The organism is Celeribacter baekdonensis B30 (assembly GCF_000299875.1).
GTDB lineage: Bacteria > Pseudomonadota > Alphaproteobacteria > Rhodobacterales > Rhodobacteraceae > Celeribacter > Celeribacter baekdonensis_A.
On record NZ_AMRK01000004.1, the window covers coordinates 331583 to 358405 of the forward strand.

The 26823-nt window shown below is 57.7% G+C and carries 27 protein-coding genes and 1 tRNA gene; 16 read left to right on the forward strand and 12 right to left on the reverse strand.

Features of this window, described 5'->3' with window-relative positions:
* Nucleotides 1-190: 190 nt before the first annotated feature.
* From bamA to B30_RS09765, 7 genes are all read left to right on the forward strand, one after another.
* On the forward strand, nucleotides 191-2536 hold the full coding sequence (gene bamA, locus B30_RS09735) for an outer membrane protein assembly factor BamA (RefSeq protein ID WP_009571881.1): 2346 nt from the start codon (nucleotides 191-193) through the stop codon (nucleotides 2534-2536).
* On the forward strand, nucleotides 2536-3222 hold the full coding sequence (locus tag B30_RS21365) for an OmpH family outer membrane protein (protein ID WP_009571882.1): 687 nt from the start codon (nucleotides 2536-2538) through the stop codon (nucleotides 3220-3222). The genes bamA and B30_RS21365 overlap by 1 nt, the downstream gene beginning before the upstream one ends.
* 160 nt (nucleotides 3223-3382) lie before the next feature.
* Nucleotides 3383-3847 (forward strand): 3-hydroxyacyl-ACP dehydratase FabZ, encoded by a 465-nt coding sequence (fabZ, locus tag B30_RS09745; RefSeq protein ID WP_009571883.1) that lies wholly within the window; start codon nucleotides 3383-3385, stop codon nucleotides 3845-3847.
* Between the two features lie 14 nt (nucleotides 3848-3861).
* Nucleotides 3862-4662, forward strand: a complete 801-nt coding sequence (gene lpxA / locus B30_RS09750; RefSeq protein ID WP_009571884.1) for an acyl-ACP--UDP-N-acetylglucosamine O-acyltransferase — start codon at nucleotides 3862-3864, stop codon at nucleotides 4660-4662.
* Nucleotides 4663-4672: 10 nt separating this feature from the next.
* Nucleotides 4673-5491 (forward strand): LpxI family protein, encoded by an 819-nt coding sequence (locus B30_RS09755; RefSeq protein ID WP_009571885.1) that lies wholly within the window; start codon nucleotides 4673-4675, stop codon nucleotides 5489-5491.
* Complete coding sequence (lpxB, locus tag B30_RS09760; RefSeq protein WP_009571886.1) at nucleotides 5488-6630, forward strand: lipid-A-disaccharide synthase; 1143 nt, start codon at nucleotides 5488-5490, stop codon at nucleotides 6628-6630. Before B30_RS09755 ends, lpxB begins: the two co-directional genes overlap by 4 nt.
* Nucleotides 6631-6687: 57 nt before the next feature.
* A complete protein-coding gene (locus B30_RS09765; protein WP_009571887.1) occupies nucleotides 6688-6951 on the forward strand; it encodes a c-type cytochrome in 264 nt (87 codons plus the stop codon).
* Here the strand turns inward: B30_RS09765 and B30_RS09770 are convergent.
* A complete protein-coding gene (locus tag B30_RS09770; protein ID WP_009571888.1) occupies nucleotides 6941-7321 on the reverse strand; it encodes a lysozyme inhibitor LprI family protein in 381 nt (126 codons plus the stop codon). The genes B30_RS09765 and B30_RS09770 overlap by 11 nt on opposite strands.
* 1 nt (nucleotide 7322) lies before the next feature.
* The gene (gene mnmA, locus B30_RS09775) at nucleotides 7323-8468 is read right to left on the reverse strand and encodes a tRNA 2-thiouridine(34) synthase MnmA (protein WP_009571889.1); all 1146 of its coding nucleotides are present in this window, start codon (nucleotides 8466-8468) and stop codon (nucleotides 7323-7325) included.
* 125 nt (nucleotides 8469-8593) lie between these two features.
* On the opposite strand from mnmA, the gene sciP reads away from it, so the two are divergent.
* From sciP to B30_RS22655, 5 genes are all read left to right on the forward strand, one after another.
* Nucleotides 8594-8872 (forward strand): CtrA inhibitor SciP, encoded by a 279-nt coding sequence (sciP, locus tag B30_RS09780; protein ID WP_009571890.1) that lies wholly within the window; start codon nucleotides 8594-8596, stop codon nucleotides 8870-8872.
* 117 nt (nucleotides 8873-8989) lie between these two features.
* Complete coding sequence (ctrA, locus tag B30_RS09785) at nucleotides 8990-9709, forward strand: response regulator transcription factor CtrA (protein ID WP_009571891.1); 720 nt, start codon at nucleotides 8990-8992, stop codon at nucleotides 9707-9709.
* 163 nt (nucleotides 9710-9872) lie between these two features.
* Nucleotides 9873-11984: an NAD-dependent DNA ligase LigA gene (gene ligA / locus B30_RS09790; protein ID WP_009571892.1), complete on the forward strand. Its 2112-nt coding sequence runs from the start codon at nucleotides 9873-9875 to the stop codon at nucleotides 11982-11984.
* Complete coding sequence (gene recG, locus B30_RS09795; protein WP_009571893.1) at nucleotides 11981-14074, forward strand: ATP-dependent DNA helicase RecG; 2094 nt, start codon at nucleotides 11981-11983, stop codon at nucleotides 14072-14074. The genes ligA and recG overlap by 4 nt, the downstream gene beginning before the upstream one ends.
* A 127-nt stretch (nucleotides 14075-14201) precedes the next feature.
* Entirely contained in the window at nucleotides 14202-14324 is a 123-nt protein-coding gene (locus tag B30_RS22655; RefSeq protein ID WP_269771043.1) for a hypothetical protein, read from the forward strand.
* A gap of 186 nt (nucleotides 14325-14510) precedes the next feature.
* Here B30_RS22655 and B30_RS09800 read toward each other — a convergent pair whose 3' ends face one another.
* Both B30_RS09800 and B30_RS09805 read right to left on the reverse strand, forming a co-directional pair.
* Nucleotides 14511-15869 (reverse strand): methyl-accepting chemotaxis protein, encoded by a 1359-nt coding sequence (locus tag B30_RS09800; protein WP_100220075.1) that lies wholly within the window; start codon nucleotides 15867-15869, stop codon nucleotides 14511-14513.
* An 87-nt stretch (nucleotides 15870-15956) separates the two neighbouring features.
* The gene (locus tag B30_RS09805; RefSeq protein WP_009571895.1) at nucleotides 15957-16448 is read right to left on the reverse strand and encodes an iron-sulfur cluster assembly scaffold protein; all 492 of its coding nucleotides are present in this window, start codon (nucleotides 16446-16448) and stop codon (nucleotides 15957-15959) included.
* A gap of 64 nt (nucleotides 16449-16512) precedes the next feature.
* Here B30_RS09805 and hisI point away from each other — a divergent pair, with 64 nt between their 5' ends.
* The gene (gene hisI / locus B30_RS09810; RefSeq protein ID WP_009571896.1) at nucleotides 16513-16872 is read left to right on the forward strand and encodes a phosphoribosyl-AMP cyclohydrolase; all 360 of its coding nucleotides are present in this window, start codon (nucleotides 16513-16515) and stop codon (nucleotides 16870-16872) included.
* Nucleotides 16873-16899: 27 nt separating this feature from the next.
* Here the strand turns inward: hisI and gluQRS are convergent, their stop codons facing one another.
* The 5 genes from gluQRS to gyrA form a co-directional block, all read right to left on the reverse strand.
* On the reverse strand, nucleotides 16900-17772 hold the full coding sequence (gene gluQRS / locus B30_RS09815) for a tRNA glutamyl-Q(34) synthetase GluQRS (RefSeq protein ID WP_040402117.1): 873 nt from the start codon (nucleotides 17770-17772) through the stop codon (nucleotides 16900-16902).
* Nucleotides 17769-17972 carry a hypothetical protein gene (locus B30_RS09820; RefSeq protein ID WP_009571898.1) on the reverse strand — a complete coding sequence of 68 codons (204 nt, stop codon included), beginning with the start codon at nucleotides 17970-17972 and terminating at the stop codon, nucleotides 17769-17771. The genes gluQRS and B30_RS09820 overlap by 4 nt, the downstream gene beginning before the upstream one ends.
* A 10-nt stretch (nucleotides 17973-17982) precedes the next feature.
* Nucleotides 17983-19332, reverse strand: a complete 1350-nt coding sequence (gene trmFO / locus B30_RS09825) for a methylenetetrahydrofolate--tRNA-(uracil(54)-C(5))-methyltransferase (FADH(2)-oxidizing) TrmFO (protein ID WP_009571899.1) — start codon at nucleotides 19330-19332, stop codon at nucleotides 17983-17985.
* Between the two features lie 145 nt (nucleotides 19333-19477).
* The gene (locus tag B30_RS09830) at nucleotides 19478-20344 is read right to left on the reverse strand and encodes a hypothetical protein (RefSeq protein ID WP_009571900.1); all 867 of its coding nucleotides are present in this window, start codon (nucleotides 20342-20344) and stop codon (nucleotides 19478-19480) included.
* A 251-nt stretch (nucleotides 20345-20595) separates the two neighbouring features.
* Nucleotides 20596-23340: a DNA gyrase subunit A gene (gyrA, locus tag B30_RS09835; protein ID WP_009571901.1), complete on the reverse strand. Its 2745-nt coding sequence runs from the start codon at nucleotides 23338-23340 to the stop codon at nucleotides 20596-20598.
* 249 nt (nucleotides 23341-23589) lie between these two features.
* On the opposite strand from gyrA, the gene B30_RS09840 reads away from it, so the two are divergent.
* On the forward strand, nucleotides 23590-23877 hold the full coding sequence (locus tag B30_RS09840; protein WP_009571902.1) for an usg protein: 288 nt from the start codon (nucleotides 23590-23592) through the stop codon (nucleotides 23875-23877).
* A gap of 45 nt (nucleotides 23878-23922) precedes the next feature.
* On the opposite strand, the gene B30_RS09845 is transcribed toward B30_RS09840, so the two are convergent.
* From B30_RS09845 to B30_RS09855, 3 genes are all read right to left on the reverse strand, one after another.
* Nucleotides 23923-24114: a hypothetical protein gene (locus tag B30_RS09845; protein WP_009571903.1), complete on the reverse strand. Its 192-nt coding sequence runs from the start codon at nucleotides 24112-24114 to the stop codon at nucleotides 23923-23925.
* A 142-nt stretch (nucleotides 24115-24256) separates the two neighbouring features.
* Nucleotides 24257-24748 carry a disulfide bond formation protein B gene (locus B30_RS09850; protein ID WP_009571904.1) on the reverse strand — a complete coding sequence of 164 codons (492 nt, stop codon included), beginning with the start codon at nucleotides 24746-24748 and terminating at the stop codon, nucleotides 24257-24259.
* Nucleotides 24745-25323: a YqaA family protein gene (locus B30_RS09855; RefSeq protein ID WP_009571905.1), complete on the reverse strand. Its 579-nt coding sequence runs from the start codon at nucleotides 25321-25323 to the stop codon at nucleotides 24745-24747. The genes B30_RS09850 and B30_RS09855 overlap by 4 nt, the downstream gene beginning before the upstream one ends.
* A gap of 141 nt (nucleotides 25324-25464) precedes the next feature.
* Here B30_RS09855 and ypfJ point away from each other — a divergent pair, with 141 nt between their 5' ends.
* Nucleotides 25465-26316, forward strand: coding sequence for a KPN_02809 family neutral zinc metallopeptidase (ypfJ, locus tag B30_RS09860; protein WP_009571906.1), 852 nt, complete (start codon nucleotides 25465-25467; stop codon nucleotides 26314-26316).
* 77 nt (nucleotides 26317-26393) lie between these two features.
* Nucleotides 26394-26480: transfer RNA gene (locus B30_RS09865), tRNA-Leu, on the forward strand.
* The last annotated feature ends 343 nt before the right edge of the window (nucleotides 26481-26823 follow it).

Here is a 26823-nt window from a genome sequence, read left to right on the forward strand (position 1 = left end):
GTACAAAGCTGCATCTCTATGATTTCAAAGCAGGGGCTTTCGCATCGCGATGGTCCTTTTGTTTTGCGCATGACCCCCTCGCGTAAATGCCACAGCGTTAAGGTGCCTGTGCTGCGGGCTAGGCTTTTGACAAGAGGCCGTAATCCCGGTACTCAGCTACAACGTTTTGTGGAATTTCGAGAAAGCTGTCATGGTGTCCATCATTCAAAAGTCGACCCGTCGCAAACAGCGCATTGCCGCGCGTGCCTTTGCCCTCTCTTTTGCAGCTTTTGCAGCAACATCAGTGTCTTATGCCATGTTCCCCACGGCGGCACAGGCGCAGAGCTATCGCTTTTCCAACGTCACGATTGAGGGCGCACAGCGGGTCTCGGCGGATACCATCCTGTCTTACGCGGGAATCGCTCGGGGTCAGAGCGTCTCCGCTGCTGAGTTGAATGACGCTTATCAAAAGGTTTTGGCCTCTGGACTGTTTGAAACCGTTGAATTTATCCCAAGCGGATCGACTTTGGTGATCAAAGTCAGCGAATACCCGGTGGTGTCGCGCATCTCGATTGAGGGCAACCGCAAAATCTCTGACGATGCGTTGATGCCGATGTTGTCGACGCAAGTGCGCCGGGTCTATTCGCCCGCCAACGCCGAAGCAGACGCCGCCGCTTTGACACAGGCCTATGAGGTCAAAGGTCAGCTTGTCGCCACCGTGACCCCGAAAATCATTCGCCGCAATGACAACCGCGTGGATGTGGTGTTTGAGGTGACCGAGGGCAAAGGCGTTGAGATTGAGCGGCTGAGCTTTGTCGGCAACCGTGAATTTTCAGACTCGCGTCTGCGCCGCGTGCTGGAAACCAAACAGGCGGGGATTTTCCGCTTTATCATCGGCAAAGACACCTATGCCGAAGACCGCATCGAATTCGACAAACGGGTGTTGATGGATTTCTACACCTCGCGCGGCTATGTCGATTTTCAGGTGTTGAACGTCGCCGCCGAATTTTCGCGCGAACGCAACGCCTATTTCCTGACCTTCAACGTGCGCGAGGGCCAGAAATACGAATTTGGCACGATCTCCACAGTCTCCGGGCTTGATGAGGCCGACGCGGAAGAGTTCCAAAAGGTTGTCAATATCCGCAGTGGCCAGACCTATTCGCCGCTTGCCGTGGACAATGTGATCGCCCGGATGGAAACGCTGGCGACGAAGAAGGGGATTGATTTCCTGCGGGTCGAGCCGCGAGTCACCCGCAATGACCGCGCCCAGACGCTGGACATCGAATTTGCCCTTGTGCGTGGCCCGCGCGTCTTTGTCGAACGCATCGACATCGAAGGCAATGCCACCACATTGGACCGCGTGGTGCGCCATCAGTTCAAAGTGGTCGAAGGCGACCCGTTCAACCCGCGCGAAATTCGCGAAGCGGCGGACCGCATCCGCGCCCTTGGCTTTTTCTCCAACGCCGATGTGAACACCCGCGAAGGCTCCTCTGGCGAGCAGGTCGTGGTCGATGTCAATGTCACCGAAAAACCGACCGGCTCTTTCACCTTTGGGGCCAACTTCTCGGTTTCGGACGGGGCCAATCTTGTGGCCTCTTTCAGCGAGGCAAATTTCCTGGGCCGGGGGCAAAGCCTGTCTTTCAACCTGACCACGAAACTTGACGATGGTAATCTGTCGTTCAACTTTTTCGAACCTGCATTCCTCGGGCGTGATGTCGGTTTTGGCTTTGGGGCCGGGATCAGCAGCTCGCAACCGGGCTACGCCGACCATGACGTGCGCCGGGCGTATCTTTCGCCGCGCCTGTCCTTCCCGATCTCGCAAAACGGTGTTTTGACGCTGAATTACCGTGGCGAGTGGAGCGAAGTCCGCGAGGTTGACAGCAATTACGCCGATCTGCCGTCTCAGATCCAAGCCGACATCGACGCGGGCGGGCTGGTGACGCATTCGCTGGGCTACAGCTATAGCTATGACACCCGCCGCACCGGGCTTAATCCGAATGCGGGCTTGCTGTTTAAATTTGGTCAGGATTATGCCGGTGTGATCGGTGGCGACGTTGATTTCACCCGCACCTCGGCGGAACTGACCGGCGAAATGAAAGTCCTGAACGAAGAGGTGACCCTGCGCGCCACCGTTGAGGGCGGGATCATTGAAAGCGACGATGGCACGCGCGTGTCCAACCGCTATTTCAATAGCCCGTCGATCATCCGTGGCTTTGAAACGGGCGGCATTGGCCCGCGGTCAACCACCAATGATCTGGCTTTGGGCGGCAATTATTACGCTGTGGCGCGTCTTGAGGCCGATTTCCCGTTGGGCTTGCCGGAAGAATACGGCCTCACAGGTGGCGTATTCTTTGACTATGGCTCCGTCTGGGGTCTTGACGACACAACCGCCATTATTGCCGGGAGTGATGATCCGAACTGGCGCTCAGTGATTGGTGCGTCGATCTTCTGGACCACACCTTTGGGGCCGCTGCGGTTCAACTTTACCAAGGCGTTGGATAAGGAAGACTATGACAAAGAGCAGAGCTTCGACCTGACCATCTCCACGAGCTTCTGATGTCGGGTCTGCGGCTGTGGTCTTTGGCAATGCTGGGGGCAGGGCTGGCCGTTGTGACGGGCGCGCCCCCAGCTTTGGCCCAAGAGGCCCCGAGCCGTGCAACACCACAGGTTCAGTCTGAGCAGCCTCAGGCCCAGCAGATTCAGGCCGAGCAGATCTTTCCGATTTTGGCCTTTGACCGGGCCCGGATCATAGCGCAAAGTCAGATGGGCGTGGCGCTCGAAGCCCAGATCGAGTCGGAACGTGCCGCTCTTTTGGCGGAGAACGACCAAATCTACGCCGATCTGGAAGCCGAAGAGCAGGAAATCTCCGACCAACGCAAGATGATGAGCGAAGAGGCCTTTCGCGCCCGCGCTGCCGAGTTTGACGCCAAAGTCACCGAGGTGCGCGCGCAACAGGACGAAAAGGCGCAAGCGGTGCAACGCCTCTATGACAGCGCGTTGGAAGAGATGGAGACCGAGATGAACACGGTCCTGACCCGTGTCGCGCGCGATCTTGGGGCGGTGGTGGTGTTTGAACGGCAACAGGTGTATCTGATGTCCGGTTCGATTGATGTCACAAAAGTTGTCATTGATCGGCTGGATGCGATTCAGGCCCAGCGTGACGCCGCCACGGCCACAGCGCCCAAAGAGCCGCCCGCAGAAGACGCAGAAACGCAAGACACCCAACCCAAAACCGCTGACTAGGCCTGAGGCGTCCACACCGCTTGTCACCGCGGGGCGCTGTTGGTAGAAAACGGGACGAATTTTATGCCAGACTGGCACATGGGACCGATCTGGCCCGTATGCTTGGACCCGGCGTCGCGTGACACAGATAAAGATAAGATCAAAGGCCGAGGGAAGAGATATGACGGACCATCTGAAAACCGCCGATATTGATTTGATTCAACGGATTTTGCCGCATCGCTATCCGTTTTTGTTGGTGGATCGGGTGATCGACATCGACACCAGCACCGGTTGCACCGGCATCAAAAACGTCACTTTCAATGAACCGCATTTCACCGGGCATTTTCCGGGCATGCCGGTGATGCCCGGCGTGATGATTGTCGAGGCGATGGCGCAAACGGCGGCTGTGTTGGTCGGCGTGCATATGGACTTGGCCGATAAGGTGTTTAACGTGTTTTTCATGAACATCGACGGCTGTAAATTCCGCCGCAAAGTGGTGCCGGGTGATCAGCTTAAGATGCATGTCACGGTCAAACGCGGCGGTGGCAAAGTGTGGAAATTCGATGGCCGCGCCGAAGTCGATGGCGAGGTGGCCTGTGAGGCCTCGTTTACCGCGATGATGGACCTGTCTGCGTCCAACACCTGATCAGGAGCGATCTCATGAGCCTCATCGACCCAAGCGCCAAAATCCATCCCTCTTCTGTCATTGAAGAGGGGGCCGTGATTGGCGCGGGCTGCCAGATTGGCCCGTTTTGTTCGATCGGGCCTAAGGTGCGGTTGGGCGCAGGGGTGGTGATCAAATCCCATGTGGTGATCGAGGGCATGACCGAGATCGGCGACGAGACCACGGTGTTTCAATTCGCCTCGATCGGGGCGATCCCGCAGGATTTGAAATTTAAAGGCGAAGAGACCCGCCTTGTGATCGGCAAACGCAACCGCATCCGCGAATATGTGACGATGAATCTTGGCACCGAAGGGGGCGGCGGGGTGACGCGCGTGGGCGACGATGGCTTGTTCATGGCCTGCGCCCATGTCGCCCATGACGTCCAGATCGGGGATCGGGTGATTTTGGTCAATTCGGTCGCCGTGGCCGGGCATTGTGTGATCGAAGACGATGTGATCGTCGGCGGCCTGTCGGGCATTCATCAATGGGTGCGGATCGGGCAGGGCGCCATCATCGGCGCGCTCTCTATGGTCACAGCCGATGTCCTGCCGCATGCGTTGGTCCAAGGTCCGCGCGCAGAACTTGATGGGCTCAACCTTGTGGGGCTCAAACGCAAAGGCGTGGCCCGCGACGACATCAACCAGTTGCGCGCGGCGTTTCAGATGCTCAAACAGGGCGAAGGCGCGTTCAAAGATCGGGCCCAGCGACTGTCCGAAGATTTCGACAGCGATTATGTCGCCCGCATGGTGGCCTTTGTCATGGGCGACAGCGACCGCGGGTTTTTGACGCCAAAATGAGGGTGTGCCGATGACCTCCCCGGAAAGGCGCACAGAGACGCGTCCGGTCAAACGCACCGCCATCATCGCCGGATCGGGCAGCTTGCCTGTGACACTGGCGAATGCATTGGTCCATCCGGTCTATGTCACCTTCTCCGATATTCCGGTGCCCGAGGGCGCGGAACATGTTGCGGCGCGGGTCGAAAAACTCGGTAAACTCTTCAAGGACTTGAAAGCGCGCGATGTTGTGGCGGTCACGTTTGCGGGTGCCATGGCGCGGCCCAAAATAAATCCGGTGCTGATGGATCGCCATGCGCTCAAACTTGCCATGTCTTTGGGCAAGGGCGATGATGGTCTGCTGCGCGAGGTGATCTCTGTGTTTGAAACCCAAGGCTTCATGATCCGCTCCGCCACCGAGATTTGCCCGGATCTGGTGTTGGAAAAAGGCACGATTTGGGGTCGTAAACCGACCGCGCAGGATGAGGCGGATGCGGCACGGGCAAAGGCGGTTTTGGACGCGCTGTCACCCTTGGATGTCGGTCAGGGTGCGGTCTGCGCCGGGGGGCAGATGTTGGGCATCGAGACGGTGCAAGGCACGGATGCGATGTTGGCCTATGTCGCGCAAACCCCCGATCCGCTGCGCCGCGCGCCGGGGGTGTTTGTCAAAGGCCCGAAACGTGGTCAGGACCTGCGCATCGACATGCCGACCATCGGCCCGGACACGATCACGGCGGCACATAATGCGGGCATCGGCGGGGTTGTGATCCCAGCCGGGCAGGTGATTGTTTTGGACGCGGATGCGGTCAAAGCGCGGATTGCGGAGGCGGGCATGTTCTTGAAAGCGTTATGAGCCTGAAAGTCTTTGTCATTGCCGGCGAGGCCTCGGGCGACAAGCTTGGCGCGTCCTGTATGGATGCGCTGAAAACGCTCTGTGATGTGGAGTTTCGCGGTGTCGGCGGCGCGATGATGGCGGAGGCGGGGCTGGTCAGCCAATTCCCGATGTCAGAGCTTTCCCTGATGGGGATCATGGAAATCCTGCCGAAATATTTCCACCTCAAACGCCGCATTCGCGAGGTCGCCGAGGCCATTTTAGACTGGCAACCCGATGTGGTTTTGACCATTGATAGCCCGGATTTCTGCCTGCGCGTGGCCGACATCATCAAAGCCCGTTCCGACATTCGCGTCTGTCATTACGTTGCGCCCACAGTCTGGGCGTGGCGGCCCGAACGGGCGGCGAAAATGGCCGCGCGGGTCGATCAAGTGTTGGCGCTGTTCCCGTTTGAACCGCCGTATTTCACCGGCGTTGGATTGCGCTGTGATTTTGTCGGCCACCCTGTTGTGACCGATGAGATCGCCACAGAGGCCGAGGTGACGGCCTTTCGCGAGCGACATCAGGTCGGTGATGCGCCCTTGGTCCTGGTCCTGCCGGGCTCGCGCAAAGGCGAAGTCACGCGGCTTTCGGAGACCTTTGGCGCGACCTTGGCTTTGTTCGCCCAAACCCACCCCAGCGCCAGGATCGTTTTGCCAATGGCGCAGGGCGTCGAGGATCTGGTGCGCGAGCTGACCTCGAACTGGGCGGCGACGCCGATCCTGATCGAGGCCTCCGACCGCGCCGGGAAACGCGCCGCCTTCAAAGCCGCCGATATGGCGCTGGCGGCCTCTGGCACGGTGTCCTTGGAATTGGCGGCGAATGATACGCCGATGGTTATCGCCTATAAAATGAATTGGCTGACCCAAAAGATTGTCGAGCGCAAATTGCTGATCGACACGGTGACCTTGGTCAATCTCGTGTCCGAAACGCGGGTTGTGCCGGAGTTTTTGGCGCAGAATTGTACCCCCGAGAAAATCGCCCCGGCGCTCAGCGTCATCTTGCTGCACCCCGAGGCGCAAACCGATGCGCTCACGGCGACGATGGAGCGGCTAGGTCGCGGCGGCGATGCCCCCGGTCTGCGCGCGGCGCGGGCGATTTTGGACGGCATCGCTGGGTAGCTCTGGATCAACGACAGATGGCCCGCCCTGCGCTATACTGTTTACTGGAGGTCCGATATGATCCGTTTTATTGCCCTGATGATGCTGATGACCCTGCCGCTTTACGCCGATCCACTGGGCGATGCGGAGCAGGGGGCGATGATCTATACCCAATCCTGCGCCCGCTGCCATCGCGATGTGGCCCAGCTTGATTTATCGCAGGCGACGCCAGAGGATTTGACGCTTTTTCTGACCCGTCACCGCACGCGGTCGGATCAGGATCGGGCGGATTTGGTCGCCTATCTTTTGCCTCAGTCGCCCCCTGAAGACCTCAGCGAATAGTGTGGCGCAGCTCCGTCTCACGCGCGCGAGTCAGTTCAATCCGGCAGGACCGGATCGCGATTCCCGTGCCCGACCCACCGCCATAGGTGCTGCCGATAAAGTCACATTGCGCAGCGCGGTAGGTCTCCCACGCCGTTTGTGCCGCCTCCAAGGCAGGCAGGGCAACAGAACGTTCGGTGATCTCGTCCAACTCTGCCGCTGAGGCGCGGGCAAAGCCGAGGATGGTTTGCATCGACTGCTCCGCCGCGTCCTCTTGCAGGGCAAGGCAGTCGGCGATCTCAACCTGAGAGCCGCCCCCGCATTCGCCCACCGGATCAGACAGCGCCGCTGTTGGAAAAGCCGCCATCAAAGCCAGCGCCAGCGCTCGCATCTCAATAGCCCCGCCAAATCCAGCCACCGCCAAAGATGCGCGGGCTGTCGGTGTCGTAGAACACGCAGGCCTGACCGGGCGAGACGCCTTCTTCGGCGACAAACAATTCGACCTCGGCTTCGGTGTCCGAGATCGGCCGGATGATTGCATCACGCGGTGGCCGGGTCGAGCGCACGCGCACCGCCACATGCCATTCGGCGCGTGAGGTAAAGGGCTCATCACCCAGCCAATTGATTTCGCGCACCGGAATTTTGCGGGTGGCGAGCATGTCTTTTGGCCCAACGACGACCTGTTTTTTGTCGACATCGAGTTTGACCACATAGAGCGGATCGGCCAAGCCGCCGATGCCCAGCCCGCGGCGTTGCCCGATGGTGTAATGAATCACCCCATTATGGCTGCCCAACACATTGCCCTCGGGATCGACAATGTCGCCGGGATCGGCGGCACCGGGGCGCAGTTTTTCGATCACCTGCGCGTAATTGCCGTTTGGCACAAAACAAATGTCTTGGCTGTCGGGCTTGTCCGCCACGCTCAACCCGTATTTCGCCGCCAAGGCGCGGGTCGCATCCTTTGAGGGCAAATGGCCCAGCGGGAAGCGCAAATAGTCGAGCTGTTCGGGCTTGGTCGAGAACAGGAAATAGCTCTGATCGCGGTTCGCATCCGCCGCCGAATGCAGCTCTGGTCCGTTTGCCCCCATCACGCGTTGGATATAATGACCCGTTGCCATGCAATCGGCATCCAGATCCTTGGCGGTTTCCAACAGGTCCTTGAACTTCACCCGCTCGTTGCAGCGGATGCAGGGCACAGGCGTGGCCCCGGCCAGATAGCTGTCGGCAAACTCGTCAATCACCGCGTCTTTGAACACGTTTTCATAGTCGAGCACATAGTGGGGAAAGCCCATTTCTTCGGCCACACGCCGCGCGTCATGAATGTCGCGCCCCGCGCAACACGCGCCTTTCTTGGCCAAAGCGGCGCCATGATCATAAAGCTGAAGCGTGACACCGATGACATCATAGCCCTCTTCGGCCAGCTGCGCGGCCACCACAGAGCTATCGACACCGCCCGACATCGCCACAACGACGCGGGTGTCTTGGGGGGCTTTGGCAAAGCCTAAAGAGTTCAGCGGGAGAGCGCCGTCATGAGACATGAACAAATCCTTTCGGGAATAGGAGCATAATATAGGAAAATACGACCTATTCTCAAGAGGCGGTTTCACCCCCCATTAAGGGAGTTGTTGCAAAAGAGGGGTGCAATTTAACGAAGGGTGAGCCCATGTATCTGAAAAAAGTCGATGGACCGCGCGCGGTGACCCTGCCGGATGGGTCGATTATGACCCGTGCTGACCTGCCTCCGGCAGAAACGCGCCGCTGGGTGGCGTCGCGCAAGGCTTCGGTTGTCAAAGGTGTTGTGTTTGGGTTGATTCCCCAAACCGAGGCGCTGAAACTCTATGGATTGTCCGAAGAAGAGTTCAATTCCTGGAAAAATGCCATTTCTGAGTATGGGGAAGCGGCGCTAAAGGCCACTGCGGTACAAAAATATAGACAACCCTGAGTTGAAAATGCGAAAAGGTTAAAATTGGTAACGTGTAGTTAACCATTTTTGACCATCTTCCTAAGGAGCGAACGCAACAAGAACGCTTATGAGAAGATAGCAACGGAGATTTAGGGTATGCGTATTTTGCTGGTTGAAGACGACCCCACCACCTCGAAAAGCATCGAACTGATGTTGTCGCATGCGAATCTAAACGTCTACACGACCGATTTGGGTGAAGAGGGCATCGATCTCGCCAAACTTTATGATTACGATTTGATCCTTTTGGATCTCGGCCTGCCGGATATGAACGGTCACGACGTGCTACGTCAATTGCGCTTGGCCCGTGTTGATACGCCGATCTTGATCCTCTCTGGTGCCGATGACACCGAAAATAAGATCAAGGGATTCGGATTTGGGGCCGACGATTACCTCACCAAACCGTTCCACCGCGAAGAATTGGTCGCCCGTATCCATGCGATCATCCGCCGCTCCAAAGGCCATTCGCAATCCATCATCCGCACCGGTAAAATCGAGGTCAATCTCGATGCGAAAACCGTGTCTGTCGGCGGTAAACCCGTGCATCTGACCGGCAAAGAGTATCAAATGCTCGAATTGCTGTCGTTGCGCAAAGGCACTACGCTCACCAAGGAAATGTTTCTCAACCACCTTTACGGCGGTATGGATGAGCCGGAACTCAAAATCATCGACGTCTTTATCTGTAAATTGCGCAAAAAACTGGCCAATGCCACCGATGGCGACAATTACATCGAAACCGTTTGGGGCCGTGGCTATGTTCTGCGCGACCCGGAACCCTCTGCAGGCGGTATGGATGAACAACTGGCCATGGGCGCATAACCCCCGACCAGTTCTCAGCTCAGGCCTCTGTGTGATGGTGGGTGCTGCCTGAATGTGATGAGTGGCTTTGGCGTTTTCTCTCTCTTCGTGGATCTATCAGACTGGACCTCCCCGCGCACCTCTCCTAAACCATAGGGCAGGCGCATTCCGGGGAGGTTTTTTTATGTCGGCAGACATCGCCATAGATCAGCTTGATGAGGCGCAGGCGCGCGCCGAATTGGCGCGTTTGGCCGATCTCTTGGCCCAGGCCAATGCCGCCTATCATCGCGAAGACGCTCCGGTCTTTGATGACGCAGAATATGATGCGCTCAAACGCCGAAACGCCGAAATCGAGATGCGATTTCCACATCTCAAACGCAGTGACAGCCCCAGTGAACAGGTCGGCGCAGCCCCCTCTGAGGGCTTTGGCAAAATCACTCATGCCGTGCGGATGATGTCGCTGTCCAATGCGTTTGACGATGAGGACGTGGTGGAATTCGACCAATCCGTGCGCAAATATCTCGGTGCGCCGGGCGAAATTGCCTATACGGCGGAGCCCAAAATCGACGGATTGTCGCTGTCCATCCGCTACGAGATGGGCCAGATCATCCATGCCGCAACGCGTGGTGATGGCGAGATTGGCGAAAATGTCACCGCCAATGCCCTAACCATCGCGGATATTCCCCAAACGCTGGACGGTGCCCCCGATGTGCTTGAGGTGCGCGGTGAAGTCTATATGAGCCATGCCGATTTTGCGGCGCTCAATGCCCGCCACGCCGAACGCGGTGGCAAAACATTCGCCAATCCGCGCAACGCCGCCGCAGGGTCCTTGCGCCAACTCGACCCCGAAATCACCCATGCGAGGCCGCTGAAATTTTTCGCCTACTCCTGGGGCGAGTTGTCCGCGCCCTTGGCCGATACCCAAACCGCCGCGACCCGACGCCTGCAGGCCCTTGGCTTTCAAATCAATCCGCTGACCCGGCGCTTCACAGAGATCACCGATCTCATTGCGCATTATCACAACATCGAGGCCCAGCGGGCGACGTTAGGCTATGACATTGATGGCGTCGTCTATAAGGTTGATGACCTCGCGCTGCAACGCCGCCTTGGCTTTCGCTCCACCACGCCGCGATGGGCCATCGCCCATAAATTCCCCGCCGAACTGGCTTGGACCAGGTTGGAAGCCATCGACATTCAGGTCGGCCGCACCGGCGCTTTGTCTCCCGTTGCTCGCCTGACTCCTGTCACTGTGGGTGGGGTCGTCGTCTCCAACGCGACCCTGCACAACGAAGATTACATCGCGGGACGCGACAGCAAAGGTGGCGAAATTCGCGGCGGCAAAGACATCCGTGTTGGCGACTGGGTTGAGGTCTATCGCGCCGGAGACGTGATCCCCAAAATTGCCGACGTTGATCTGAGCAAACGCCCTGATGATGCTGTGCCTTTCCTCTATCCCACCGTCTGTCCCGAATGCGGCTCCGAGGCGATCCGCGAAGAGGGCGACGCGGTGCGCCGTTGCTCAGGCGGTCTCATTTGCCCCGCGCAAGCCGTTGAGAAATTGAAACATTTTGTCTCTCGTGGCGCGTTTGACATAGACGGGCTCGGGGCGAAACAGGTCGAACAATTCTATAAAGACGGCTGGATCAAAGAGCCTGCCGATATTTTCACCCTGCGAGATCGATTCTCTACGGGCCTGCAACAGCTCAAAAACCGTGAAGGCTGGGGGGAAAAATCCGCCAACAGCCTGTTTGACGCGATTGATGTGCGCAAAACCATCCCCTTGGCCAAACTCATCTTTGCCCTCGGTATCCGCCATGTCGGCGACAGTTCCGCCAGCCTTTTGGCCACAACCTACGGTACATGGGACGCATTTGAGGCGGCGATGACCGAGGCGCAGATCGGTGTTGGCACGCAATGGGAGGATCTTTTGGCCGTCGATGGTGTTGGTGCGGTCATGGCCACCTCGGTGATCACTGCCTTCCACCAAGAGGCAGAACGTGCCTCGATCGACCGATTGGTCGCGCATTTGACCGTCGTTGAGGCGGCAAAACCCAAAAATGACAGTCCGGTGAGCGGCAAAACCGTGGTTTTCACCGGCACGCTCGAAAAAATGACCCGGGCCGAGGCCAAGGCCCGCGCCGAATCTTTGGGCGCGAAAGTTTCAGGATCAGTTTCCGCCAAAACCGACCTGTTGGTCGCGGGGCCGGGTGCCGGGTCAAAAGAGAAAAAAGCCCGCGAGTTGGGCATCGAAACGCTTGACGAGGACGGCTGGCTGGCCCTGATCGGCACCGCATGAGCGCGGGGCGGCCGGATATCCTGTTTCCGCTGTTTGCCGGGCTTGAAACCCTCGCGGGGGTTGGGCCGAAGACAGCAAAAGCGCTGCCGGCGATGGGTATCGAGCGACCGCGTGATCTGTTGTTCACGCTGCCCCATACGGTGGTGGATCGGCGGCGGCGCGACAGTTTGCGCGAGATTGCGCCCGGTGAGATCGCCACGGTCGAGGTGACGGTGCTGCGCCATCAACCGCCCACGCGCAAAGGCCTGCCGTATCGGGTGATCGTTGAAGATGCAGAGATCGCCTTTCAAGTGGTGTTCTTTCGCGGCGCGCCGAAATGGATCGAGGCGCAATTGCCGATTGGCGAACGCAGGCTTTTGTCCGGCAAGGTTGAGCTATACGACAATCAATATCAAATGCCGCATCCCGATCACATTTTGGAGCCGGATGAGGCGGGGGAGTTAGGGCAGTTTGAACCCGTCTATCCGCTGACCGCCGGGGTGACGCAAAAAACCATGGCCAAGGCCAGTGCAAGCGCTTTGGAGCGCGTGCCGGAGATGGCGGAGTGGATTGATCCGGCCTTGCGGGCGCGCGAAGGCTGGCCGGAGTTTCACTCCGCTTTGGCCCAGGCGCACCGACCTTTGTCGCTTCATGAGGTGGCGGCGACCGCCCCCGCACGGCAACGATTGGCCTACGACGAACTTTTTGCCCATCAAGTGACCTTGGCTTTGGCTCGCGCCCGGGTGCGTCGCGGCAAGGGCCGGATCAATGTGGGCGATGGTCATTTGCGTGCAAAAATGTTGGCCGCTTTGCCGTTTAGGCCCACCGGAGCACAGGCGCGGGCGATGGCGGAAATCGCCGAAGACATGGCGCAACCTGCGCGGATGAACCGGCTTTTGATGGGCGATGTCGGCTCTGGGAAAACGCTTGTGGCCTTGGATGCACTTTTGGTCGCGGTCGAGGCGGGCGGGCAGGGCGTGATGATGGCGCCGACAGAAATCCTTGCGCGTCAACATCTTGAGGGGCTCAAACCCATGGCTGAGGCGGCGGGTGTTGTGATTGAGCTTTTGACCGGGCGCGACAAAGGGCGAGAGCGCAAAGCCAAACTCGATGCGCTTGCCCGTGGTGACATTCACATCCTTGTCGGCACCCATGCGGTGTTCCAAGACGAGGTGGTATTTCACGATTTACGCCTCTCGATCATTGACGAGCAGCACCGGTTTGGGGTCACGCAACGTTTGGCTTTGGCGCAAAAGGGGCAGGCGGTGGATGTTTTGGTGATGACGGCGACGCCGATCCCTCGCTCGCTCTCCCTGGCCCATTACGGCGATATGGACCTGTCGATTTTGGACGAAAAGCCCCCTGGGCGCACGCCGATCAAAACGGCCCTAAGTGCGACGGATCGGATCGACGAGGTTGTGGCACATTTACGGGGTGCGATTGAGAAGGGACGGCAGGCCTATTGGGTTTGTCCGCTGGTCGAGGAAAGCGAGCTGGTCGATATGATGGCCGCCGAGGAACGGTTCAAACATCTGCGCGCGGTTTTGGGCGAGGGGCATGTTGGGCTTGTGCATGGACAAATGCCACCTGAGGACAAAGACCGGACCATGGCACAGTTCGCGGCGGGCGAGATTGCGGTTTTGGTGGCCACAACGGTGATCGAAGTGGGGGTCAATGTGCCCAATGCGTCGATCATGGTGATTGAGCGGGCGGAGCATTTTGGCCTGGCACAGTTGCACCAATTACGCGGACGGGTTGGGCGCGGCGATGTCGCCTCGACCTGTTTGCTGCTCTATCAGCCGCCTCTGACCGAGACCGGTCGGCGCAGGTTGGAGATTTTGCGCGAGACCGAAGATGGGTTTCGCATTGCCGAGGAAGATTTGGCAATGCGCGGCGCGGGCGACGTGTTGGGCACGGCTCAATCCGGGCTACCACGCTTTCGGGTGGCGGATTTGGAGCGGCAATCGGCGCTGATGGCTTTGGCGCAAAGTGATGCGCGCAAGCTGATGCATGATGATCCGACGCTTTCAAGCGACCGCGGGCAGGCCGTGCGTGTTCTTCTTTGGTTGATGGGGAAGGATGAGGCAATCCGTTTGATTTCAGTGGGTTAGTAGATTTTAACGCAGGTGGATTTCATTTTGTTCGCGAATGTTCTTAAAAAGTTCTTTACATGGATCTTTGAAAATGAGAACAAAGTGGCAACACATCATTAACCAACCTGTCTCAAAGGATGCTCACATGATCAAGGACCTCAAATCCGTTGCCACCCGGTCGCAAGGAACACTGGTACAAGACATGATCGGTGCGATCGCACTTTTGGTCATCCTCTTGGGTGGGTTGAGCCTACCGGCCTTGGTGTAACGCCCATCTTCGTTTGCCTCAGATCTGATCTCCAACCCGCAGCCCAATCTTGGGTCTGACATTTACCTGTTCCCGTCAGTGATGGTCCCTCATCCCATCAACCCCGCGGGTCTCAGATCGTACTTCCCGCCGCCTTCTTTTGAAGTGCGGCGGATTTTTTTAGCGCGCTAAGGTTGGGGGGATGCGTCAGAACGTATATCCCAAACGCAAGCCGCCCCAGTGTTTGCCATCCACGAAAATCGGGGCCGAGAGATCTTTCATCATCATGAATGTGCCCGCACCCATATCGCGACGATAGACTTGGAGCAGGAAGGGTTCGGTGTTTCGCCCGGCTTTCAGGCCCACCCGATCGCTAAAAATGCGCCGATTGCGGGAATTGGCGGCGTTCCAGGCCGGATCATGACCTTGCGGTGCGGAGAATTTAACATTGTGGGTTGGCAAATAGCCGTTTGGATCAAGCGCCGCACAAAAGACGACCTTGGGGTTAAACTCAAGCATAGGCTCTTGAACCGCGGGCAAGACCTCATCCGTAAAGGCCGTGAACCGCGCCACATATTGTTGCGGATCGGTGTTGGCGAGTTCAACGTAGCTTCGGTCAAAAAGGTCTGAGTGACTGATGCGTCCCGAACTCATGCCATCAGCAAAAAGTTCTGAAATCCGAGAGGCGGCCTCTTGCACCTTGTTGATAAAGACCAAATCTTCGCTGGCACCGCCCAGAGCAACGGTGGTTTGGAAAATGGTTTCAGAGGTGTCGATCAACTTATCGACGCGCTCATGCGCAACATGGATGCCCTCAGCGGTGGCATTGGCGGCTTTGCCGATTTGGTCAAAGGCGGGTTGGAACCGCGCGACAGCGTCTCGAACCTTGTCGGCCTCTGTGACCATGATCCGGGTGGCGTCGTGGGTTTGACGTACACCTTGGGCGATTTCTGTGAGCGCCAGATCCGTTTCCGAGGCCGAGGAAATCACATGGCCCGCGTCAGTGGAGACACCTGTCGCCTCCTCGCGCAGCCGTCCGACCCATTCGGACAGGGTGGCAATGTTCTCTTCGATCCCGGCGGCGGCGCGGGCGGTTTTGCGCGACAATTCGTTGATGGCTTCGGCCACCACGCCAAAGCCACGCCCGCTGTCACCGGCGCGCGCCGCCTCGATTTTGGCATTGATGGCGAGAATATTCACCTGACGGGCAATGTCGGCGATATTGGTGTTGTCCGCTTCAACGGCACTCAGTGAACTTGCGACCCGTTCCATACGCTCCGACAGATCTTTCACCCATGAGGCCACATGTTGAGATTTTTGGCCGCTTTCGCGCACAAATCCCACCGACCCCTCAACGCGATTGAGGGTTTGATCGGTGATGCTGGTCACCGTCGTCAAAGCGTCACGCACCGCACCATTGGCGGTCATCACGTCTGCGGCGGAGGATTGCACATCCGCCAGAACCGTGATCTGACTTTTGGATTGTTCATCGACGCTGTCCAGAAATCCCGCGATGTCCACAACTTCAAAGCCAAGTCGGCCGGCATATTTGGCCAACAAGCTCATTCTGTGATCCGCAGATGTTGCGTTTTCAAAGTCAGGATTCGGAATCATTGAGGCCTCCAATTGCAGGAGGACAATGGACCACGCCTCTTACGAGTTCGTTAAATTCTGAGCCTTCTCGGCCAATTCAAAGGCATTTTTGGCCGCTGTGAGGGCCAAAAGGATCGAAGCATGGCGATTTTTATAGTCGCGCGCGGGCAAAAGCGCCTCATAGCCTTCAAAGGGCGCTGAGGGCACCGGGCCGTTCTGTTTCAAAAACGCCTCAAGTTCATCACGCGCCTGCGCCAATTCCGCGCCGGTTCGCCCGATGACATGCGCGCCTAATACGGAGGCCGCCGCCTGACCCAGAGCACAGGCTTTGACGTCCTGGGCAAACCGCACGACTTTCCCATCCTCCACATCCAAGTCCACGGTCACGGTCGATCCACACAGCGGCGCCCGTTCGCGCACGCTGGCCTGTGGCATCTCAAGCCGCCCGGTCAGTGGAATATCGGCGGCCAAAGCCAAAAGTTTGCCAGAGTAGAGCTTGGCCAAATCGACGGTGCTTTGCGCTGACGTATGCGCGGGAGTTTGAGCGGACATGGTTTGCCTTTCATCAACTGCTCTCTTAGATAGGTCACAGACCCGCCTATGGAAAGGACCCGTCATGCGCTTTGATCCGGCTTCGCTTAAATATGATGACAAAGGGCTGATCCCGGCCATCGCCCAAGACGCCGAGAGTGGTGATGTTTTGATGATGGCATGGATGAATGCGGCGGCGGTGCAAAAGACGCTGGAAACGGGGCGGGTGACCTATTGGTCGCGCTCGCGTCAGGCGTTTTGGATCAAAGGCGAGACCTCGGGCCATGTGCAAGAGCTGGTCGATTTTCGTTATGATTGCGACAGCGATTGCATTCTTGTGACGGTGACCCAGACTGGCCCGGCCTGCCACACCAACCGCCGGTCGTGTTTTTATCGCGCGGTGCGGGATGGTGATGTGGTTGAGTTGATGTCACCTATGGTGTGAGTTTCACCTCTTAAATATATGAAATATTTAAATTAAACCGATCATCATCTTGACGTCTTCAGGCGATAATCCCTCTTCGCGAAACTTCGAAATTGCCTTGGCATCGGCACGTTTGGCGAGCCGTATGCCTTCGGCGTCGCGGATCAAAGCGTGGTGGTGATAGGCGATGTCCGGCAGATCCAACAGGGCTTGCAACAGCCGGTGGATCTGGGTCGCCTCCCTCAAATCCGCGCCACGCACGGCCTCGGTCACACCTTGATGCGCATCATCCAAGACCACCGAGAGGTGATAAGCGGCGGTGCCAATGTCTTTGCGGGCCAGAACGATGTCACCGACGTGATGGATCAATTGACGGGCACTTAAACGATGAGTTCCGGGGGCGTCCGGGCCAGTTTCAACCCATGAGAAACGTGTCACATCCCCAAGATATTCCACGGTTTTTTGCATATTCAAACGCACCGCCTCGCCGGGACGAAAGGATGCCATCGCGCGGGACCGGCAGGTGCCAGGATAGATCACGCCATCCGGTCCCATTGGTGCGCCTTCTTGCGGGGCGGAGAGTGCGTTCATCACGTCACGGCGGGTGCAGGAACAGGGGTAGATCAGGCCTAATTCTTCGAGACGATTCAAAGCACTTGCGTAGATGTCTTCGCGTGCGGTGACATGCAAAACCGGTTCAGGCCAAGACAGGCCGAGCCAACGCAGATCGGCATAGATCAACGCCTCCCATTCCGGGCGGCAACGGGTGATGTCACCATCTTCGATCCGCAACAGGAACAGCCCGTCATGCGCCCGCGCACGGTGATAGGCGGTCAGCGCCGAATAGGCGTGGCCCAGATGCAAAGGCCCTGTGGGGCTTGGAGCAAACCGGGTGACATAGCGACGCGCAGGAGGCTTCACGGGCGACGCCCGCGGTCACGCCGATCCTCGCGCGCTTGAAAGATCAGAAGCCAAGCCAAGAGGATAAACATCGGATGGGTCAATCCACCGGAAAAAATCAGCGCAGGCACCCAGATCAAAAAGGTGAAAATCGCCACAAAGGGCCGCCCCGTCAGCAGGATCGACAGGGGCGGTAAGAAAATCGCGAGGATGTAATTCAAGGCACGCCTCCTAACTCTCCGCCGCGCCCAACCAGGCTGTGAACGCGTCTTTGGCGCGGTCTGTATAGCCTTTATAGCGCTCTTTGCGGCCTTTGCGACCACCACGCATCCCGTCAAGTGGCGGGAACAGGCCAAAGTTCACATTCATCGGCTGAAAGCTCTTGGCTTCAGCCCCGCCGGTGATGTGATGAATGAGCGCACCCATGGCGGTGGTGCCGGGCGGCGGACCCATCTCATGGCCCAAAAGTTCGGCTGCGGCCAAACGGCCAGCGAGCAATCCCATGGCAGCGGATTCCACATAGCCCTCCACGCCCGTGACCTGTCCGGCAAAGCGGATATTGGGCCGGGATTTGAGCCGCATTTGATCATCCAATAGCGTCGGAGAGTTCAAAAACGTGTTGCGGTGAATACCACCCAAACGGGCAAATCTGGCATCTTCCAAGCCGGGAATCATTTTTAAAACAGCGGTTTGCGCGCCGTATTTCATCTTGGTTTGAAAGCCGACGATATTCAAAAGCGTGCCGAGTTTGTTGTCGCGGCGCAGCTGCACCACCGCGTAGGGTTTCACATCCGGCTGATGCGCATTGGTCAGGCCAATCGGCTTCATCGGCCCAAACCGAAGCGTCTCGCGACCGCGTTCGGCCATGACCTCGATCGGCAGACAGCCGTCGAAATACCCGGCCGTTTCATTTTCATGAAACTCGGTCTTTTCCGCCGCCAAAAGCGCGTCGATAAAGGCCTCGTATTGGTCCTTGGTCATCGGGCAATTGAGATAGGCTTTTTGCTCTTCCTCGGTCTCGCCCTTGTCATAGCGCGACTGCATCCAGGCCACATCCATATTGATGCTCTCGGCATAGACGATGGGGGCGATGGCGTCGAAAAACGCCAAACGATCCGTGCCGGTCTCGCGCGCAATCGCCTCGCCAAGCGCGGGTGAGGTCAGCGGGCCTGTGGCAAAAATCCATGTACCCTCGGTGGGCAATTCGGTGATTTCACCATATTCGACCGAGACGTTGGGCAGGGCTTTGAGCGCGGCTGTGACGCTCTCAGAAAAGGGATCGCGGTCCACGGCCAAGGCGCCGCCTGCGGGCAGGCGATGCTTGTGCGCCATCGCCATGATCAAGCCATTGGCCGCGCGCATTTCCCAATGCAACAGGCCGACGGCGTTTTGTTCGTCATCATCCGAGCGGAACGAGTTGGAACAGACCATCTCGCCAAAATTCCCGGTGTGATGGGCGAATGTGCCCACTTCGGGACGCATTTCATGAAGCACAACTTTGAGGCCCATATGAGCCGCCTGCCATGCCGCTTCGGACCCGGCCATGCCGCCGCCGACGATGTGGAGTGTTTTATCTGTCATGGCTCGGGATGTAGTTCAAAGCTGGGAGAAAGAAAAGAGAGGGCGCGCGCCTATGTCAGAGCTTTAAAGCGGCTCGCCCATGAAAAACCCCACACATCAGACTGACGTGTGGGGCAGGTTTGATCATCTTGATCCTGAGTAGGATTTAGAAGTCGAGAAGATCGTAGAGCGGCGTTGTATCTGTGACGTAGTTGGTCACCTGATCGGTCACGCGAACACGACGAGCGCCGGTTTCGAAAGAGAGGGCGAGGGTGAAGCCGTCGCCGTCAACGATATCGCTGCCGAAGGACTGACCATAGTTGGCTTCCACGGATGTTGTATCCGTCAGGTTGTAGCTGCCGCCAACGGTGTAGATGCCGTTGTCGAGGAAATTGTCATTGGTGGTGAGGACAGAGGCCAAAACGGTGAATTTCGCATTGACGTCATATGCACCGCTGAATGCGGTTGCCCCTGCGTCAAACCCGTCTTCATCCCAAAGGCTGGCGATGTTGGCTTCGAAAGCTGCGGCGTCATATTTATAGCCGAGACCATAGGAGCCGAAATTGTCCGTCTCATTGGCAATGCCGTAGACGGTGGATGCGCCAAAGCCATAGAAACCAGCAAGGGTTACGCTGTCGACATCAGCGTCGTCAAATTTTTCGTATTCCAGTGCAACGCCATAGTCGTTGTTTTGGAATTCTGCGCCCAAACCATAGGAGGTTTCGTCGTTGCCGCCTTCGGCCTGGCTATAGCTGAGAAGGCCGTAGACGTTCAGGCCGGGGATGATCGCGTAGCCCGCAGTGCCGCGCAGGATGGAGGCGTCATCACCTTCAGCAGACACAAGGCCCGCAGAGCCGGTGAAGGAGTACTGACCCATGATGTAGTCAGCTTCGCCGTTCAGGCGGGTGACGTCCAGCTCTTCGATATTGCCGTAGACCGCCTCTACATTGCTGTAGGTCAGGCCGTCAGCGGCGGCTGCGCCTGCTGTCGAAACCAATGCCAAGGCGAGTGAAAGTTTTTGTACGTTGCTCATTTTCAACCTCATGGAAAATTATGAGCTGCATTTAGCCCTCTCATCAGGTGAATTTTAGAGGGGGCGTTCACTTTTATAATCTGTGTGAAAATATGTGTGTATTTGGCTACATATACCACAAAATCGCACATGTTACTCGACAAAAATCGCATAGAAAAAGCCGCAAGAACCGTCAGTTCAAGCGGCTTTTTGCCTATTTTATGAGTGGGATAGGGAGATGTCCTCACATTTATGTGAGGGGCTCTTGCGCTTTATTCCTCCGCAGCACCGTCCTCTTCGTCATCACTTTCGGCGATCCAGGCCACCGACACGACCTCTTCGCCTTTGCCGGTGTTGAACACTTTCACACCACCCGCCGAGCGCGAGCGGAAGGAGATACCTTCGACCGGGCAGCGGATGGATTGGCCTTTCGAGGTGGCGAGCATGATTTGGTCTTCGATGCCGACCGGGAAGGAGGCCACAAGTGCCCCGCCGCGCATGGCTTTGTCCATCGCTGTCACCCCCATGCCGCCGCGTCCGCGAACCGGATACCCATGCGAAGAGCTGAGTTTGCCCGTGCCATTTTGCGTGATGGTCACAAGCAGCTCCTCGGCCGCCTTCATTTCCTCGAACCGTTCCATGGAGATCGAGCCTTCTTCAGCCTCTTCCTCATCGTCGGTCGCCTCTACCTCATCGGCACCGGCCATTTGGCGACGCATTTTGAGGTAAGCGGCCCGTTCAGAGGCCTCGGCATCAAAGTGTTTGATCACCGACATCGAGACGACCTCATCGTCCGTGCCCAGCTTGATCCCGCGCACACCGGTCGAGGCGCGCGAGTTGAACACCCGCACATCCGTGACCGGGAACCGGATCGCACGGCCGGAGGAGGTCACCAGCATCACGTCATCATTTTCATCGCAAATCCGGGCGTTGATCAGGCGGGTGCCCTCGTCTTCGCCTTCGAATTTCATCGCGATCTTGCCGTTGGATTTCACATTGGTGAAGTCCGACAGGCGGTTGCGACGCACTGATCCTTTCGAGGTGGCAAAGACGATCTGAAGCCCATCCCAATCCAACTCGTCGCGGTCCACCGGCATGATTGCCGCAATGCCCACACCCGTCGGGATCGGCAGGATGTTGACGATCGGTTTGCCCTTGGCCGTCCGGCCACCCAGCGGCAAGCGCCAAGTTTTCAACTTATAGGCCATGCCGTCATCGGTGAAGAACAGCAACTGGGTGTGGGTGTTGGCGACAAACAGCGTGGTGATCACGTCTTCGTCCTTGGTCGCCATGCCAGACAGGCCCTTGCCACCGCGTTTTTGCGCGCGGTAATCGGCCAGAGGCGTGCGTTTGGCCCAACCGGAGGCGGTGATGGTGACCACCATATCCTCTTTTTCGATCAGGTCTTCGTCTTCCATATCGCCCGACCAATCGACAATCTCGGTGCGGCGCGGCACGGCGAATAGGGTTTTCACCTCAATCAACTCGTTGGAAATGATCTCCATGATCCGCTCACGCGAGGCGAGGATGGCGAGGAAATCTTTGATCTTGCCGGCGAGCTCTTGCAACTCGTCGGTGACCTCTTTGACACCGATCTGGGTCAGGCGTTGCAGCCGCAGATCGAGGATCGCGCGGGCCTGGGTCTCGGACAGGTTATAGGTGCCATCGTCGTTCATCTTATGGCTCGGATCGTCGATCAAGCGGATGTAATCAGCGATGTCCATCGCGGGCCAGCGACGTTCCATCAATTTCGCCCGCGCCTCAGCCGCATCTGCAGAGGATCGGATGGTGGCGACGACTTCGTCGACATTGGTCACAGCCACGGCCAAACCACAGAGGATATGGGCGCGGTCGCGGGCTTTGCGCAGTTCAAACGCGGTGCGGCGCGCCACCACTTCTTCGCGGAAGGTGATGAAATGCTCCAAGAACTGGCGCAGGGTCATTTGTTCCGGGCGGCCACCATTGAGCGCCAGCATGTTACAGCCAAACGAGGTTTGCAGCGGGGTAAAGCGGAACAATTGGTTCAGCACCACCTCCGGCGTCGCATCGCGTTTCAGCTCGACCACAACCCGCACACCGACACGGTCGGATTCGTCTTGGACATGGGCGATGCCTTCGACGCGCTTGTCCCGCACCAGCTCGGCGATTTTTTCGATCATCGTCGCCTTGTTGACCTGATAGGGGATCTCATCGACGATGATGGCGTAGCGGTCTTTGCGGATCTCTTCGACGCGGGTCTTGGCGCGGATCACTACGGAGCCACGGCCCTCAAGATAGGCTTTGCGCGCGCCAGAGCGGCCCAAAATCATCGCGCCCGTCGGGAAATCGGGCGCAGGCACGATTTCCATCAACCGCTCGGAGGACACGTCAGGGTTTTCGATCAAGGCCAAGGTGGCGTCGATCACTTCGCCCAGGTTGTGCGGCGGGATGTTGGTGGCCATGCCGACGGCGATCCCGCCCGCACCATTGACCAGCATGTTCGGGAACCGCGCTGGAAGCACGGTCGGTTCGCGGTCTTTGCCGTCATAGTTCAGGGTGAAATCGACGGTGTCTTTGTCAATATCGGCCAAAAGATAGGCGGCCGGTTTGTCCATCCGCACTTCGGTGTAGCGCATCGCCGCGGCGGCATCGCCATCCATCGAGCCAAAGTTCCCCTGACCATCGAGCAAGGGCAGGGACATCGAAAACGGCTGTGCCATCCGCACAAGGGCGTCATAGATCGCGCTATCACCATGCGGGTGATATTTCCCCATCGTATCGCCGACAGACCGCGCCGATTTACGATAAGATTTGTCGTGGGTGTTGCCCGCCTCATGCATCGCAAACAGGATGCGGCGGTGAACGGGCTTCAACCCGTCGCGCAAATCCGGGATCGCGCGACTGACGATCACGCTCATCGCGTAATCGAGGTAGGAGCTTTTCATCTCCTGGGTGATGGAAATCTTCGGCCCGTCCCATGCCATCGGCACGCGTGGGGTTTCTTCTTCGTTTTCAGGGGTTTCTGGAGTGTCGCTCACGGTGTCCGCCTGTTGTTTGGTGCGATCTATATAATGTTGTTACCTATCTTACATCATACGGGATGTGGGGTGCAATGGGGGAACCGGCGAGGATTTCGCCCGTAGAGGCCCATCTGAGGCCGCGTCCTTGGCAGCCAGATGAAAGGAGTGACAACATATTGTTTTTATAGACAATTAACCAATTTGTGACAAGCTGAGTCTCAGGGAGGCAAATTGACAGGAAACACCCAAGCAACAGGAGAGACCTTGATGGCAACAGCGCAGCAAAACCAGATGAGTGACACCGAGATGATGCTCACGGGATATGGCCTGACTTTGGCGGAATTCACTTACCGAATGCCGGATCACCAAAGCGTGCTGAATACGTTTTCGTGGCAGCTCTACGATCTTGCGCCGGATTACCCGAAATTGTTCAAATTCATCGCGTTTTGGCATGAGACCATCGAGGGCCCGTTGCACCATGTGCGTTTCACCCATCGCAAATTGATCTCACCGGGCGAATGGCGCAATTGCGTCGGCGAATTTACCATTCATTGAAGACCATGAAAGAAACGCGCGCGGCGGGGCACGATCCGCCGTGGCTCAAAACCGTTTCAACAGCTTTTTAAGCGGTGTGGTCGCATCGCCTGTGTAGGAGGCCTCCGACACCTGACGAAACCGATCCCGCAGCGCCTCGGCGCGCAGATCGGCCAAAGGCCCACCCACCCGCTTGCGACTGCGGCGCGCGGTGGGAAAGGGGACCACAGAGGGACGAAGGGGCTTTGTCTGTTTCATGATCCCAAGATTTGCACAAAGCGCGGCGATTTCAATCCTGAAAACGCATTTGTGAGCGCTGTTTCGGCAAAAAATGGCGGGACGGTTAAAACTGCATCCGTGTGAAAGCCGGGTTTAACCTGCCGCCGCGCCAGACCACCACTCAGCGCGGCTTTGTCCACGCCATGATCCAAAGCGCCATAAACACCAGCGAGAACAAGAAATTCCAGCCCGCCATGGTGATGCCAAGCCCCCATGTGTCCCAAACGATCTCGTCACAAAGCACAAGTTTCGCCGCCCCCGCAGAGGGCAAAAGATCCATACCGGAGAGGCCAGACAGGCCTGGGCCAGACGAGGTGCAGGAGCTTGGACCGGGCCACCAGCCCTGTTCGACACCGGCGTGAAACAGGCCAAGGCCTGAGGAGACCACCATCACCAGCGCGCCCAAAACCAGCAAAAGCCGCAGGCGGGTCGCCAGAAACAGCGCGCCGATGACAATGACAATGGCATGGGGCCAGCGTTGCCACAGGCACATCGCGCAGGGCGCATAGCCCATGGCCTGAAACACAAACGCCCCCAAAAGGATCGACAGCGATCCCAGCGCGGCCAAAAGGGCCAAATGCAGGCGGGTGAGGCGGGAAATCAAAGCTATCATAGGAATTTCACCGCGTAAAAACCGCCCACAAGCAGGAGGATGAGCACGGTGAACACCGCTCCCAATCGCCGCTCGATAAAGTCGCGGATCGGATCGCCAAATTTCCACAACAGGGCGGCGACGACGAAAAACCGGAATGAACGTGCGACAATCGAGGCGACGATAAACACCGGCAAGGACAGTTGGGTGGTGCCCGACAAGATGGTGATCACCTTATAGGGGAAGGGGGTGACGCCCGCGATCAACACGGCCCATGCGCCCCATTCATTGTATTTGACGGCGAATTCGTCGAAATAGGCGTCTTTGCCATAGAATTCCAACACCGGGCGACCAATGGTTTCAAAGGCGCCAAAGCCGATCCAATAGCCCAACATCCCACCCAAAACCGAGGCCAAAGTGGCGATCCCGGCGATTTTGAACGCATCTTTTGGGCGCGCCACGATCAGCGGAATCATCAAAATATCTGGTGGGATTGGAAAGACCGAGCTCTCGACAAAGGCAACGACGGCCAAAGCCCAAAGCGCATGCGGGCTTTCCGCCAAAGACATCGTCCAATTGTACAACCGCTTTAGCATGCGCCGAAAATCCCCGCTTGTTCTCGGTCTATAGGCCTCATTCTGCCCCAAGGGTCAAGCATATGCCGGGTGCTTTCGGCTTGTCGGACGGACGGGTGACGTTATTGTGAGCACAGTTTTGATTTTGGCCGAGGGTGAGTGATGAAATGGCAAGGACGGCGCGGGTCGCGCAACATTGAGGATCGGCGGTCCATGAGTGGCGGCAAGGCCGTGGGCGGGATCGGCGGCTTGGGCCTGATCGCGGTTGTGGTGATCGGCTATTTCCTCGGCATCGACGTCACGCCGCTGCTCGAAGGGGCAGGGGGCATCAGTCCCCAAACCCAGAGCACCCAAATCACCGCCGCCGATGAAGAGGCGGCGCAATTCGTCTCCGTCACCTTGGCCGACACCGAAGAGATTTGGACCGGAGTCTTTGCCGATCAATTGAACGCGCGCTATGAGCCGCCGATTCTGGTGCTCTATAAAGGCGTGACCCAAAGCCCCTGTGGCTCTGCCTCTGGGGCGACCGGGCCGTTTTATTGCCCCTCGGATCAAAAAGTCTACCTCGACACAGATTTCTTCACCACGATGAGCCGCACACTGGGCGCGAAGGGCGATTTTGCCGCCGCTTACGTGGTCGCGCATGAAGTGGCGCATCATGTCCAGAACGAATTGGGCATTTTGGGACAGGCCAATGCCTACCGTGCGCAAGTCTCGGAGGACAAAAGCAACGCCGTCTCGGTGATGATCGAACTTCAGGCCGATTGTTATTCAGGGATTTGGGCGAAGAAGGCCGATGAGGCCTTTGGGTCGATTGAGCATGGCGACATTCGCGAGGCGTTGAATGCGGCCAAACAAATCGGTGACGACACGTTGCAAAAGAATGCCGGCCGGGTGCCACAGCCGCATACTTTCACCCATGGCACCTCCGAGCAGCGCCAAAACTGGTTTGCGACCGGTTATAAAACCGGGGATTTGGCCTCTTGTGACACTTTTTCTGCCGATCGGTTATAAATCTGACAAATCCCTCTTGTCGTCGCCCGCGCGCTTCGATAAATGCCCTTTACCGCGACGATGTGCGCGGAACTTTTGCCCGTGTGGTGGAATTGGTAGACACAGGGGATTCAAAATCCCCCGCTGTAACAGGCTTGGCGGTTCGAGTCCGCCCACGGGTACCATTATTAAAAGAGGTGACTACCAAGTCCTCTTTTAGCAGACAGTGATCAAACCAGTTTAATCCCTCTCCCCGCTCCCAAGCCACAAATGTCATTTTGTGTATCGCTCCGGGATGACACGCCTTTGCGTGTAGCAGGACAAACCGCATTCTGTTTGCGTCCGGATTGGAGGCGGGCGGTGCCCTTTCATCACTGGAAACGCGCCCCGGTGCCGATTCTGATTCCTGCCAAACCCGCAAACAGTGCCCAAAACAGGCCAAAGGTTCCCAAACCGAGCCACGGGCGTTAGGCTGAGTTCAGTGAGCTGCGAATCGAGACTTTGGGGGTTGGGATGATACTATTGCCC